The following is a 12,503-nucleotide window of genomic DNA, read 5'->3' as shown; positions in this document are numbered from 1 at the left end:
GTCAGAGCGCCGTCGCCGCGTGGGCGGCGATGTCGGCGTGGGTTGCGAACCACACGTCGCCCTTGGCCTTGGCGGCGCGGATCAGCTCCTCGACGATCCACAGCCGCGAGCGGTAGCCGATGATGTGCGGGTGCATGGTGAGCTGGAACAGGCCGCCCTCGCGATAGGCGCCCTCGAACTCGCGCATGAAGATCGCGAGCACGTCCTCGGGCCCGATATGCGGCCGCAACGACTCGAACCGGCTCATCATGAAGTAGGGCGCGTCGTCCCGGATCCACTCGACCGGAATCTCGACGACGCCGGTCGGCTCGCCGTCCTCCATCAGCTCGTAGCAGGCATCGTCCGCCATCAGCGACGAATCGTAGAGCAGCCCCATCTCGCGGATGATCGCCAGCGTCGCGTCCGAATAGTCCCAGGACGGGGTGCGCAGGCCCACCGGGCGCGTCCCTGTGATCCGCTCCAGGGCGTCGGCGCTGCGCAGCATCAGGTCGCGCTCGGCCTCCCGCGGCAGCACCGAGTTCAGCTCGTGGATCCAGCCGTGGATGCCGATCTCGTGGCCGGCCGCCACCACGGCGCGCTGCTCGTCGGGATAGAGCATCGCCACCACCGCCGGCACGTAGAAGCTCGCCGGGACGCCATGCGCGGCCAGCAGCTTGAGGATGCGCGGCATCCCCTGGCGGTGGCCGTACTGGCCCCAGGACAGCCGCCCGAGGGACTTGCCGCCGTCGCGCAATTCGTTGGTCTCGTGGTCGACGTCGAAGGACAGGGCGACGGCGCACCGTTTGCCGTCGGGCCAGGCCGGCGCCAGGGTGCGGCCGGCCCGAACCTTGGCGACGCGCTGGCGCCAGTGGCTCTCGGGCCATTGCCACGGCTTGAGGCTGGAGAGGTCGGTCATGATCGGCACTCCGGGTCAGGCGAGCCGCGCCTTGCCGGTCTCCGGCATGCGCGCGAGGACGGCGAGCGTGACGACCGCCATCGGGATCAGGTAGGCGACGCACGGCGCGAGCGCCGAGCCGGTCGCGGCGATGAGCCAGGTGGCGACGAAGGGCGCGAAGCCCCCGAACACCGCGACCGCCAGCGTGTAGCCGATCGACATCCAGGTCGAGCGCAGGTGACTCGGGAAGATCTCCGAGATCGCCGCCGGGCCGGGTCCGGAATAGAGCGCGACGATGATTCCGAACGCGACCTGGATCGCCACCACCGTGAGGAAGCCCGCTCCGTCGGCGACGACCCGGAACAGCGGGTACGACAGGAGAATCGCCGCGACGGCGCTCGCGATCAGCAGCGGCTTGCGGCCGATCCTGTCCGAGAGGTGGCCGAAGACCGGCACCGTCAGCACCATCGCGACGAGCCCGATCGTGTTCGACCACAGGGCCTGCGAGGCGGTGAGCGCGCCGAATTTCTGCGTGAAGGTCGGCATGTAGGAGAGCAGCATGTAGTACGACACGGTCCAGAAGATCGTGAAGCCGAAGGCGCGCAGGCCGAGGCGCGGGCCGCTCTCGGCCGCTTGCGGCGCCTCCGCGGCCTTGCCGTCCAGGACCTTGGCCTCGAAGACCGGCGTCTCGTCGACGCTGCGGCGGATCAGGATGCCGACGACGAGGAGCGACGCGCCGAGCAGGAACGGGATCCGCCAGCCCCAGGCGAGCATCGCCTCGGGCGACAGGAGCGAGGTGAGGAGGGCGGCGACCCCGGAGCCGAGCAGGATCCCCGAGGCGGTGCTGACCTGCTGGAACGAGCCGAACAGGCCGCGGCGCCCCTCCGGCGCCCACTCGATGATGAAGGCGGTCGAGGCGCCCCACTCGCCGCCCGCCGCGATGCCCTGGAGGATGCGCAGCGTCACGAGCAGGACCGGCGCCGCGATCCCGATCTGGGCGTAGGTCGGCAGGAGGCCGAGGCCGATCGTGCCGAGCGCCATCATCAGCAGGGTGAGGACGAGGGCGACCTTGCGCCCACGCCGGTCGCCGAGGCGCCCGATCACCGCGCCGCCCAAAGGACGCGCCAGGAAGCCGACGCCGTAGGCCGCGAAGGTCGCGAGCAGCGAGGCGGTCGGATCGCTCGACGGGAAGAACGCGGCCGAGATCGATCCGGCCAGGAAGGCGTAGACCCCGAAATCGTACCATTCGAGCATGTTGCCGATGCAGGCGGCGGAGATCGCCTTGCGCGCCCGTGGATCGAGGGTGGAGCGTGAGCCCGCCCCGGCAGCCGTCCCGTGCATCCCGCTGTCTCGCGCTTTCATGTATTGCTATGCAATACGTTGCATTGCATTCTATGCTGAAGCAGGGGGAGACGCGATGTCAACGGAGGAACCCGACGAAACCGCACGGAGCCGGCTCTTTGTGCAATCCGTCGAAAAAGCGTTCAGCATCCTCGAAGCATTCCAGGGCACCCGCTACCTGTCGTTGCTGGAGCTCAGTCAACGCAGCGGTCACGACAAGAGCACCTGCCAGCGGATGGCGCATACGCTGGCGCATCTCGGCTATCTCGAGCAATGCGCGACGACCCGGCGCTACGCCCTGTCCGACCGGGTGCTCGACCTCGGCTACCATTTCCTGCGCAACCACCCGCTGATCGAGCGGGCGACGCCGATCCTGATGGAGCTGCGCGGGACTTGCGACGCGCGGGTCGATCTGAGCCTGTTCTCGGATGCGTCGCTGATCTACGCGCTGCGGCTGCAGGCGCGGGCCGCGCCCTACTACACCAACCTGGTCGGGCGCCGGATCCCGCTCTTCTGCAGTGCCGGCGGCCGGGCGGTGCTGGCCGCCCTCCCGGACGCGGAGGCGCGAAGTCTCGTCGAGGCGGAGGATCGTCGGCCGCTGACCCGGTTCACGCAGACCGAGGTCGCGGCGGTGATGGAGGCGGTGGCGGCGGCGCGGCGGGACGGCTACGCGGTCGCCGCCCACGAGGTGATCGAGAGCGAGGTCGTGGTCGCGGTGGCGCTCCGCGACGCGGCCGGCGCTCCGTTCGGGGCGCTTCACGTCGCCGGCGGGGCCGGACACTGGTCCGACCGCGACATCGCCGGGCGGATCCTGCCGGGCCTGATGCGCGCCGCCGCCCTGGTGAGCGGCGCGGCGTGAAGATCAGTATTCCACGAACTCGCCGAGTTGGCCGGCGAGGCGGTAGGCGCGCTCGCGGGTCAGGCCGCGCAGGATGATCCGGGATGCGCTGTAGAGCGTGAAGGTGCCGTCGGCGTCGGCCTGGATCCGGATCCCCTCTTGCCGGATATCCCCTTGCCGGATGTCCTGGTGCATGGCGCGTCCCCCCTCCGCGTGTAGCCCCCGGTCCGGGGTGCGGGGGGAAACGCGCCGGGGTGACGATGGGTACGGCGCCGGCTCACATTTTTTATACCATCGAGCGCACGAAAAACGATCGCTCCTTCGGAACCTTCACCGTTGGATGAATCTTTCTCGTGACCCGCTTCGAGCGGGAAAACCTCCCGCTCCGGCGGGCCGGCTCACGCTGCAGGGCGAGGGCCGCGCAAGAGGAGACACCCAAGATGAAGAAGATGACCCTGGGCCTCGCGGCGGCTGCCGTTCTCGGCACCCTCACCTTCGGCATCGGCGCGGCCTCCGCCGCCCCGGCGAGCCCGGCCGGCATCCAGGCCGCTCCCATGGTGGAGACGGTGCAGATGACCCGCGGCGAGCGCCGGATGATGCGCCATCACCGCATGCACCGGCACATGATGCATCGCCGCCACATGATGCACCGGCGGCACATGATGCGTCACCGCATGATGCATCGCCACATGCACCGCATGTAACGATTTTCCCGCTCCGCCCGGTCCGGTTCGTCCCCGTGGCCGGGCGGAGCCTTTTCGGCGAGGCTTCGCCTCGCCGACCGATCAGAACGGCCGGTTCGCGAGGGCCGGCTTGCCGGCCAGGATCCGCTCGTCGACCTGACGCACGTCGCGCAGGCCGCACATCGCCATCGTGACGTCGAGTTCCTTGCGGATGATGTCGAGGCACTGGGTCACCCCCGCCTCGCCGCCGGCCCCGAGCCCGTACAGGAAGGCGCGGCCGATGAAGACGCCGTGGGCGCCGAGCGCCAGCGCCTTGATCACGTCCTGCCCCGAGCGGATGCCGCCATCCATCAGCACCTCGATCCGGTCGCCCACCGTCTGGACGATCTCGGGCAGGGCCGCGATCGACGAGATCGCGCCGTCGAGCTGACGGCCGCCGTGGTTGGAGACGATCATCGCCTCGGCGCCGCTTTGCGCCGCCAGTTCCGCATCTTCCGGATCGAGGATCCCCTTCAGGATCAGCTTGCCGCCCCAGCGGTCGCGAATGCGCTTGACGTCGTCCCAGTTCAGCCGCGGATCGAACTGCTCGGCGGTCCAGGACGAGAGCGAGCGCAGATCCCCCACCCCTTGCGCGTGCCCGACGATGTTGCGGAAGGTGCGGCGCTGCGTGCGCAGCATGTTGAGGCACCAGCGCGGCTTCGTCGCCAGGTTGACGATGTTGGGGATCGTCATGCGGGGCGGGGTCGAGAGGCCGTTCTTCACGTCCTTGTGGCGCTGGCCCAGGATCTGGAGATCGAGGGTGAGCACCAGCGCCGAGCACTGCGCCGCCTTGGCCCTGTCGATCAGCCGGTCGATGAAGTCCCGGTCGCGCATCACGTAGAGCTGGAACCAGAACGGCGCGTCGGTATTCTCGGCCACGTCCTCGATCGAGCAGATGCTCATGGTCGAGAGCGTGAACGGCACGCCGGCCTTGGCGGCGGCGCGCGCCGCCAGGATCTCGCCGTCGGCGTGCTGCATCCCGGTCAGGCCGGTCGGCGCCAGCGCCACCGGCATGCTGACGGGCAGGCCCACCATGGTGCTGGCCAGCGTGCGGTTCGTCATGTCGACGGCGACGCGCTGGCGCAGCTTGATCTTGGAGAAATCGTCCTCGTTCGCCCGGTAGGTGCCCTCCGAATACGAGCCGGAATCGGCGTAGTCGTAGAACATCCGCGGCACCCGCCGCTCGGCGAGCACGCGCAGGTCCTCGATGGAGGTGACGGGGCCGCTCGTGAAGAACCGCGACATCCAGGATGGCGGCCGCGACGAGGGCATTCGGGTGGCGTGCATGGCGTCTCGCTCGTGCGTCTCTTGGCGCCCGCGCGGGACATCCGTCGGCCGGCGCGCAGGTTTTTTGGTCTCAAGCCGATACGGGATACAATCAACCCTTCGGGTCTGACCATCGTTTTCGCCGTGCGCCCGGCGCGGCCCGGCACCGCGCCGGGAGCGATCACGACGCCACCTCCTCCCGCGGCGTGGCGCTGAGCTCGGTCCAGTCCAGCTCCTCCTCGAGGCGGAGATAGGCGTCGTCGCCGATCTCGTCGCGGTCCCGCATCGCCAGGATGGTGGTCCGGGCGGCCTCGACGGCGCGGCGGCGCAGGGCGTCGGCGGGCAGGCTCGACGGGGCGAGTCCCTCGTCATGGGCCTCCGCCTCGCGGATCCCGGCCTCGAACTCCCGCCGCAGCGCCTCGGCATGGGGCGATGTCTCCTCGGCCAGGCTGTCGCGGGCGGCCCGGTAGGCCGCCGCCCGGGCGCGGCCGATCTCGAGCCCGACCGGATCGTCGTCGCCGAGGGAGAACCAGGCGATCAGCGGGCGCAGGGTCAGGCCCTGGATCACCAGGGTGCCGAGCACGACGCAGAACGCCGTCAGCACCACGAGGTCGCGATGCGGGAAGTCGCCCGGCAGCGCCAGCGCCAGCGCGATGGTGACGACGCCGCGCATGCCGCACCACGCCACCGTGGCACCGGAGCGCAGGCCGATGGGCCGCGGCCCCACCGGCCCGGCGAAGCGGTGCCACAGCCGCGCCATCCCCCGCGCGCCGAGCACCCAGGCGAGGCGCACCGCCACGAGGGTGCCGAACACCGCGGCGGCGACCAGCGCGGTGTGGCTGCGCTCGGCCGGGCTCAGGCCCTCGAGGATCGGGCCGATCTGCAGGCCGATCAGCACGAAGGCGAGCACGTTGAGCACGAACACCGCCGTCTCCCAGACGGTGTTGGAGGTGAGGCGCAGATGCGCCGGCATGGTCTGGGGCGAGAGCCGCGACACGGTGAGGCCGAAGCTGACGACGGTGAGCACGCCCGAGACCTCGACCCGCTCGGCGGCGAGCCACAGGCCGAAGGTCGCCACGAATTGCAGCACCACGGCGCTCGGCGGATCGGTGACCCGGCGCATCAGACGGACGTAGAGCCAGGCCAGAGCCGGCCCGGCGACGAGCCCGCCGACCACGCCGACGAGGAAGGTCGGGGCGACCTCCGAGGCCGAGAACGAGCCGGTCGCGACCGCCCCGAGGGCGAGGCGGTAGATCAGCAGCGACGAGGCGTCGTTGAACAGGCTCTCGCCCTTGAGGATGGTGACGAGGCGGTGGGGCAGCCGGGCATGGGCCAGCACCGAGAGCGCCGCCACCGCATCCGGCGGCGCCACGATGGCGCCGAGCACGATGGCGGCGGATAACGGCATGTCGGGCACCAGCCAGCGCGCGACCAGCGCCACCGCCAGGGTCGTGACCCCGACCGCGCCGACGACGAGGCCGGCGACCGGCATCCAGTTGCGCTTCAGGTCGCGCAGGCTGGTGTCGTAGGCGGCGTCGAGCAGGACGGGGGCAAGGAACAGCGCGAGCGCCAGGTCCGGATCGAGATCGAGGCGCGGCACCTGCGGCACGAAGGCGAGCGCCGCCCCGCCGACGGCGAGGAAGGCCGGGAACGGGGCGCCGAGGCGCCGGGCCAGCCCGGCGAGCAGGACCGCGACGACGAGCACGCCGGCGATCCATTCGAAGATCAGCATCACCCCTCCGCTTCTGAAGAGGAGGAACGCGCACCGGGTGCGGGCGGTTTGCGGACCTTCCGTCGCTGGGGCGTCAGCCCGGCGGCAGAGCCGCCCGCAGCTCGGCGATCCGGCCCGGCCGCAGGATGTGCCCGTCGGCGAGCACGATCCAGACGACCCCGGCCTTGATCCGGGCCGACTCCGCCACCGCCTCGCGCAGGGTGGTGGTCGGGCGCTCCCCGGCGGCGTCGCCCGGCCAGACGACGAGTTGCGCGGGTGTGCTCCAGTCGATGCGGGTGCGGTCGCTCATGCCCGCTTCTTCGCCACCCATTGCGGCCGGGCCGGGGCGGATTGGTTGCGCGGCGATGTCAGGACGGTGACGCGGCGTCGGGCGGGGTCTCGAGGCGATCGAGCAGGGAACGCTCGTAGGCGACGAGCTCGCGGCCGACCTTCAGGGCGCGGTGATACTGCCCGGCGGCGAGCTCGTCCTGGATCGCCACGAGGTAGGGCGCGCTCGTCGGCATCGCCTTCAGCAGCTCGGTCGACTGGCGCACCAGCAGGTCGTCGGCCTCCCGCGGATGGTCGGCGAGGTAGATCAGCTGGAGCGTGACGCAGATCTGCTTGCAGGCGGTGTCGGCCTCGCTCTCGGGGATGATCTCGCTCTCGCGCAGGAACTTGCACGGATTCTCGATCAGGAGGCTGGTGGCGCGGTCGCCGTTGCGGATCGCCGCGCCGTTGATGATCAGGCGCTCGTTCGGCTTGAGGTTGATGCGCAGGGGCATGGGCGGGTCCTGTCCGGCCTGTCGTCACCTCGGGGAGCAACCCCGCGACGGAGAGCGCGGAGCAGCCTGTCCGGCGCTCCGACACCCCTGTGCAGCAGAGCGCGCATCCCGGGATGGGTGGCGGTCGTGCAGCTTACATGCAGAAACATGAGCCCCGTACATTAAGAAATCGGTAACGCCATCCGCAATCCCCGTCTGGAGCAGCGCGCGATCCGATCGCACTACTCTGCATTAACTATATCGGCAGAAGGCCCATCTCTAAGGAACCGCATTAAGACACGCGCAACACCCGACAGCCCAGAGTGGCTCCATCGTCAAAACGACGATGGACATTGATCACAAGGATCAGCCCGATGGCTAACAGCGTTACCCTTTCGGCCGCGACGCGGCAGAACCTCCTCGTCGCCCAGAGCACCGCCGACCTGCTGGCTACCACGCAGACTCGTCTGGCCACCGGCAAGAAGGTCAACTCGGCCCTCGACAACCCGACCAACTTCTTCACCGCGCAGGCGCAGACCAACCGCGCCAACGACCTGACCAACCTGCTCGACTCGATCTCGAACGGCGTGCAGGTCATCCAGCAGGCCAACGCCGGCATCACGTCGATCCAGAAGCTGCTCGACTCCGCGAAGTCGGTCGCCAACCAGGCCCTCCAGGCCGCGCCGGGTTACTCGACCAAGTCGAACGTGACGGCCTCGATCGCAGGCGGCACGGCGCAGGACCTGCGCGGCACCCAGACCTTCACCAACAACTCGGCCCTGAGCGGCACGCTCTACAACGGTAGCCTCGCGGGCAAGACCGTCATCACCGGCGCAGAGACGATCGGTGGTACGGCCGGCGCGCTCACCGGTGCGACCGTGGCCAGCATGACCAATACCAGCCTGCTCGTCGGCACGGCCGCTGGTTCGATCAGCTCGGGCGCGACCTCGGGCTCAGCGAACTTCATCAACGACGGCGACACCCTCAGCGTCAACGGCAAGACCATCACGTTCCGTTCCGCCGCGGTTCCGACTACAGTCACCGGATCCCAGGGTATCAACGGCAATATCGTCACGGATGGATCAGGGAACTCGACTGTCTATCTCGGGCTGACGGGAACCACGAGCATCACGTCGGCGGCGACGACCACCGACCTGATGAACGCCATCGACCTCGCGAGCGGTACGCAGGTCGTCTCGTCGATCAACGCGACCACCGGTGTTGCAACCCTCGCGGCCGGCAGTTCCGGTGCCGTTTCGACGATCACCGGCAACAAGCTGTCTCTCAGCTCGACGACCGGTGCCGACCTCAACATCTCCGGTGAGGCTGACCTCCTGAAGGGTCTCGGCCTGTCGAGTGCCTCGGGTGCCGGCCAAGCCAGCGTGACGGTCTCCCGGACCACCAGCAGCACCAGCATGGCGTCGCTGATGGTCGACGGCTCGACGATGAACGTGAACGGCAAGACCATCACGTTCAAGGACGGCGTTCCGCCGACCGCCTCGGCCACGCGCCAGGGCGTGATGAACAGCGGCAAGCTCGAGACGGACGGCAACGGCAACACGACCGTCTACATCCGCACCGCGACGGTCAACGACGTGCTGACGGCGATGGATCTCGCCAGCGGCGTGCAGACCGCGACGCTGTCCGCCACCGGCGCGACGGCGACGACCACGGCCGGCAACGTCGCTTCCAGCGTCAGCTCGACCGGCACCCTGAAGATCAGCACCGGCATCCAGTCCGACCTCAACATCACGGGATCGGGCAACACCCTGTCGGCTCTCGGGCTGGCCGGCACCGCCGGGACGCAGACGAGCTTCACGGCGACCCGGACCTCGACCCCCGGCGGCCTGGCGGGCAAGACCCTGACCTTCGGCTCGCTCCGCGGCGGCACCGCCGTGAACGTGACCTTCGGCGACGGGACCAACGGCACCGTCAAGACCCTCGACCAGCTCAACACCCAGCTGGCGGCCAACAACATGACCGCCACGATCGACTCGACCGGCAAGCTGACGATCCAGACCACCAACGACAACGCCTCGGCGACGATCGGCGGTGCGGCGGATGGCGGCGCGATCGGCGGCACCACGGCCTCGATGTTCACCGCGGCGGGTGCGCCGGTGGTGGACGCCAACGCCCAGAACGCCCGCGCCCAGCTGATCAAGCAGTACAACCAGATCCTCGACAACATCAAGACGACCGCGCAGGACTCGGGCTATAACGGCACCAACCTGCTCAACGGCGACAACATGAAGCTCACGTTCAACGAGCGTGGCACGTCGTCAATCCAGGTGAGCGGCGTGACCTTCGACGCGACCGGCCTCGGCCTGGCCAAGCTCGGCCAGAACGGTGCCAACGAGTTCCAGGACAACACCTCGACCAACAACGTCCTGAACTTCCTCACCTCGGCGGCGAGCAGCCTGCGCAACCAGGCCTCGACCTTCGGCTCCAACCTGGCGGTGGTGCAGAACCGCCAGGACTTCAACAAGACCGTGATCAACAACCTGCAGACCGGCGCGTCCAAGCTGACCGACGCCGATCTAAACGAGGAGGCGGCGAACTCGCAGGCCCTGTCGACTCGGCAGTCGCTGACCGTGTCCGCGCTCTCGCTCGCCAACCAGTCGCAGCAGAGCATCCTGCAGCTCCTGCGCTGATCGGCGCGCAGCCTCAGCAGTAATCTTGGCGGCCGGGGCTCACGCCCCGGCCGCTTCCTTTTGCGGGTCAGCCCGCCAGACCCTCCGGCCGCTTCACTTCGATCTCCACGAAGGCGATCGGGTGGTCGGAGCCGTTCTGGACGTCGTGGCGGATGCCGGCCGGGCGGCGGTAGGACTGGCCGTGGGCGAGCGGCACCTCGGTGACCTGGGTGCCGTCATGGATCCGCAGGGTGCCGGCGGTGATCATCACCACGAAATAGGGCCAGCCGTGCTCGTGCCAGCCGGTGACGGCGCCGGGCGAAAAATCCCAGCGGGTGATGCGGACCGTGTCGTCGTCGACCTGGACGGTCGGGATTGCGGGAATCGTGCAGGCGAAGGCCATCGGAACGACCTCCTAGCGGGCGGATTCGAAGCCGGCGAGGACCGCCGTGAGATTCTCGCCGAGGAGGTCGGAGAGGTAGCCGCCCTCCTGCACCAGCACCGTCGGGAGACGGAGAGCCGCGAGCGCCGCGCCGATACGGCGGAAGCCCTCGGTGGTGATGGCGAGGCCGGCGAGCGGATCGTGCTCCGAGGCGTCGAGGCCGAGCGCGACCACGAGCGCGGTCGGGGCGAAGGCCGCGATCGTGCGGGTCGCCGTGCCGGTCAGCAGGGCGAGATAGGCGTCGTCGCCGGTGCCGAGCGGCAGCGGCAGGTTGAGGTTGGCGCCGATCCCCTCCCCTTCCCCGCGCTCGTGGGCGTAGCCCCAGACGAAGGGGTAGAAGCCGCGCGGATCGGCGTGGAGCGAGACGGTGAGCACGCTCGGATCGCGGTAGAAGATGCCTTGCGTGCCGTTGCCGTGATGCACGTCGACGTCGAGCACCGCGACCCGGGCGTGCTTGCGGCGCAAATGCGCGGCGGCGACCGCGCTGTTGTTGAAGTAGCAATGGCCCCCGGCCCGGTCGCGATAGGCGTGGTGGCCGGGCGGGCGGCAGAGCGCGTAGGCCGCATCCTCGCCGTCGAGGACGAGTTGCGCCGCGCTCGCGGCGACGTCGGTGGCGGCGCACGCCGCCGCATAGGTGCCCGGGCCGATCGGGCAGGCGGTATCGACCGTGTGCCAGCCGAGGCGCCCGACGATGTGGGTCGGGTAGGTCGCCGCCTCGCGCACCGGGTGGATGTTGGCGATCATCTCGGGGCCATGGTCGGGCAGCGCCTCCCACTCCTCCCAGGCCTCGGCCAGGAAGGCGAGGTAGTCGGGGCTGTGCACCTGCGCCCGGGCGCCCCCGCCGTGTCCTTGCGGCGCCACCACCGCGTGGCGTCCGGCCGTGAGCCCGGCGAGCAGCCGGTCGGCCCGCTCGGGCTGGTCGGCGGCGGGCTTCACCTGGCCGCGCACCAGGAAGAATTTGGGGTCGTGGCGGCGATGGTCCTCGGAATGGACGGCCTTCATGGGGTCTCCCTCGTCTGTCGGGCGGTGGGGGTGAGGCTTTGCACCAGCCGGCCGACCTCCCGGCGGGCGACGCCGAGATGGTGGTCGACATGGGCGACGATCCGCTCCGGGTGGCCGGCCTCGATGGCCGCCAGCACCGGCTCGTGGGTGCGGGCGATCTCCTGCGGATCGTCGTAGAGCCGGCCGATCAGACCGATGACGATCCGCAACTCCGAGGCCAGCCCGTCGAACAGGCGCAGCATCCGGGCATTGCCGGCGGCCTCGCAGATCAGGCGGTGGAACTGGTAATCGGCCTCGACGATCGCCGCGGGGTCGTCGCGCCGGGCCAGGTCCCGCATCAGGTCGAGCTGGCGGCGCAGGGCCTCCCGCACGGCCGGCGTCAGGCGGCGCGCCGCCTCGACCGCCGCGTGGCGCTCGACGCAGAGGCGCAAGGCGTAGAGCTCGTCGACCTCCTGTGCCGACAATTCGCGCACGAAGAAGCCGCGCCGCGGCGAGGCCCGGAGCAGGCCCTGGCTCTCGAGCAGGCGCGCGGCCTCTCGCACCGGCGCCCGGCTGATGCCGAGCTCGCGGGCGACCGCCGCCTCCGCCACCTTGGCGCCGGGGGGCAGACGCCCCTGCACGATCGCGTCGGTGAGCCGGCGCGCGACCTGGCGCACGAGATCGCTCTCGGCCAGCACCGGCAACCCGACGGGTGGGGACATCGCGCGCATCGCACCTCCGTTGCACCGGAGTGTGCAACGCTTGGGCGTCGATTGTCGACACTTTCAGCTTGATCGTCACGTGGGGCCGGGCCAGTCTAGGCTCATGCCGGGTCATGTCGTGTTCCACCCGGTTCTGCATCCGGCCGTCGGCGCGCGCGTTGTCGCGCCGCGCCGCCAGTCCAGCGTAAGTCGTCGCGGCGCGTCCTGCCGCCGAA

Annotated in this window: 13 protein-coding genes; 3 read left to right on the top strand and 10 right to left on the bottom strand. The window is 69.9% G+C overall.

All coding sequences use genetic code 11. The features are described from left to right. Position 1: 1 nt before the first annotated feature. Positions 2-895, bottom strand: coding sequence for a polysaccharide deacetylase family protein (locus G4G93_RS18000; protein ID WP_165086010.1), 894 nt, complete (start codon positions 893-895; stop codon positions 2-4). Positions 896-910: 15 nt separating this feature from the next. After that, positions 911-2,215, bottom strand: coding sequence for an MFS transporter (locus G4G93_RS17995; protein ID WP_165086008.1), 1,305 nt, complete (start codon positions 2,213-2,215; stop codon positions 911-913). A gap of 121 nt (positions 2,216-2,336) precedes the next feature. On the opposite strand from G4G93_RS17995, the gene G4G93_RS17990 reads away from it, so the two are divergent. Then, on the top strand, positions 2,337-3,074 hold the full coding sequence (locus G4G93_RS17990; protein ID WP_165086007.1) for an IclR family transcriptional regulator: 738 nt from the start codon (positions 2,337-2,339) through the stop codon (positions 3,072-3,074). A gap of 3 nt (positions 3,075-3,077) precedes the next feature. On the opposite strand, the gene G4G93_RS17985 is transcribed toward G4G93_RS17990, so the two are convergent. Then, a complete protein-coding gene (locus G4G93_RS17985; RefSeq protein ID WP_165086005.1) occupies positions 3,078-3,248 on the bottom strand; it encodes a hypothetical protein in 171 nt (56 codons plus the stop codon). A 245-nt stretch (positions 3,249-3,493) separates the two neighbouring features. On the opposite strand from G4G93_RS17985, the gene G4G93_RS17980 reads away from it, so the two are divergent. After that, complete coding sequence (locus tag G4G93_RS17980) at positions 3,494-3,757, top strand: hypothetical protein (protein WP_139037327.1); 264 nt, start codon at positions 3,494-3,496, stop codon at positions 3,755-3,757. A gap of 81 nt (positions 3,758-3,838) precedes the next feature. Here the strand turns inward: G4G93_RS17980 and G4G93_RS17975 are convergent, their stop codons facing one another. The 4 genes from G4G93_RS17975 to G4G93_RS17960 all read right to left on the bottom strand — a co-directional run bounded on the left by G4G93_RS17975 (position 3,839) and on the right by G4G93_RS17960 (position 7,534). Beyond that, on the bottom strand, positions 3,839-5,020 hold the full coding sequence (locus tag G4G93_RS17975; RefSeq protein ID WP_165086097.1) for an alpha-hydroxy acid oxidase: 1,182 nt from the start codon (positions 5,018-5,020) through the stop codon (positions 3,839-3,841). Between the two features lie 202 nt (positions 5,021-5,222). Continuing rightward, positions 5,223-6,773, bottom strand: coding sequence for a Na+/H+ antiporter (locus tag G4G93_RS17970; protein ID WP_165086003.1), 1,551 nt, complete (start codon positions 6,771-6,773; stop codon positions 5,223-5,225). Between the two features lie 73 nt (positions 6,774-6,846). Next, positions 6,847-7,062, bottom strand: a complete 216-nt coding sequence (locus G4G93_RS17965; protein WP_165086001.1) for a hypothetical protein — start codon at positions 7,060-7,062, stop codon at positions 6,847-6,849. Between the two features lie 58 nt (positions 7,063-7,120). Continuing rightward, a complete protein-coding gene (locus G4G93_RS17960) occupies positions 7,121-7,534 on the bottom strand; it encodes a flagellar biosynthesis repressor FlbT (RefSeq protein WP_165086000.1) in 414 nt (137 codons plus the stop codon). A gap of 353 nt (positions 7,535-7,887) precedes the next feature. Between G4G93_RS17960 and G4G93_RS17955 the strand changes: the two genes are divergently transcribed. Beyond that, entirely contained in the window at positions 7,888-10,164 is a 2,277-nt protein-coding gene (locus G4G93_RS17955; protein WP_165085998.1) for a DUF1522 domain-containing protein, read from the top strand. A 67-nt stretch (positions 10,165-10,231) separates the two neighbouring features. On the opposite strand, the gene G4G93_RS17950 is transcribed toward G4G93_RS17955, so the two are convergent. From G4G93_RS17950 to G4G93_RS17940, 3 genes are read right to left on the bottom strand one after another with little or no spacing between them, the layout of a single operon-like run. Then, complete coding sequence (locus tag G4G93_RS17950) at positions 10,232-10,546, bottom strand: cupin domain-containing protein (protein ID WP_165085996.1); 315 nt, start codon at positions 10,544-10,546, stop codon at positions 10,232-10,234. A 12-nt stretch (positions 10,547-10,558) separates the two neighbouring features. Further along, the gene (locus tag G4G93_RS17945; protein ID WP_165085995.1) at positions 10,559-11,587 is read right to left on the bottom strand and encodes a histone deacetylase family protein; all 1,029 of its coding nucleotides are present in this window, start codon (positions 11,585-11,587) and stop codon (positions 10,559-10,561) included. After that, entirely contained in the window at positions 11,584-12,288 is a 705-nt protein-coding gene (locus G4G93_RS17940) for a GntR family transcriptional regulator (protein ID WP_246736850.1), read from the bottom strand. The genes G4G93_RS17945 and G4G93_RS17940 overlap by 4 nt, the downstream gene beginning before the upstream one ends. Between the last annotated feature and the right edge of the window lie 215 nt (positions 12,289-12,503).

It is taken from the genome of Methylobacterium sp. DB0501 (assembly GCF_011043735.1).
Classification (GTDB): domain Bacteria; phylum Pseudomonadota; class Alphaproteobacteria; order Rhizobiales; family Beijerinckiaceae; genus Methylobacterium; species Methylobacterium alsaeris.
The sequence above is the reverse complement of the archived record's forward strand: the minus strand, read 5'-3'. Positions and strand labels throughout refer to the sequence as shown.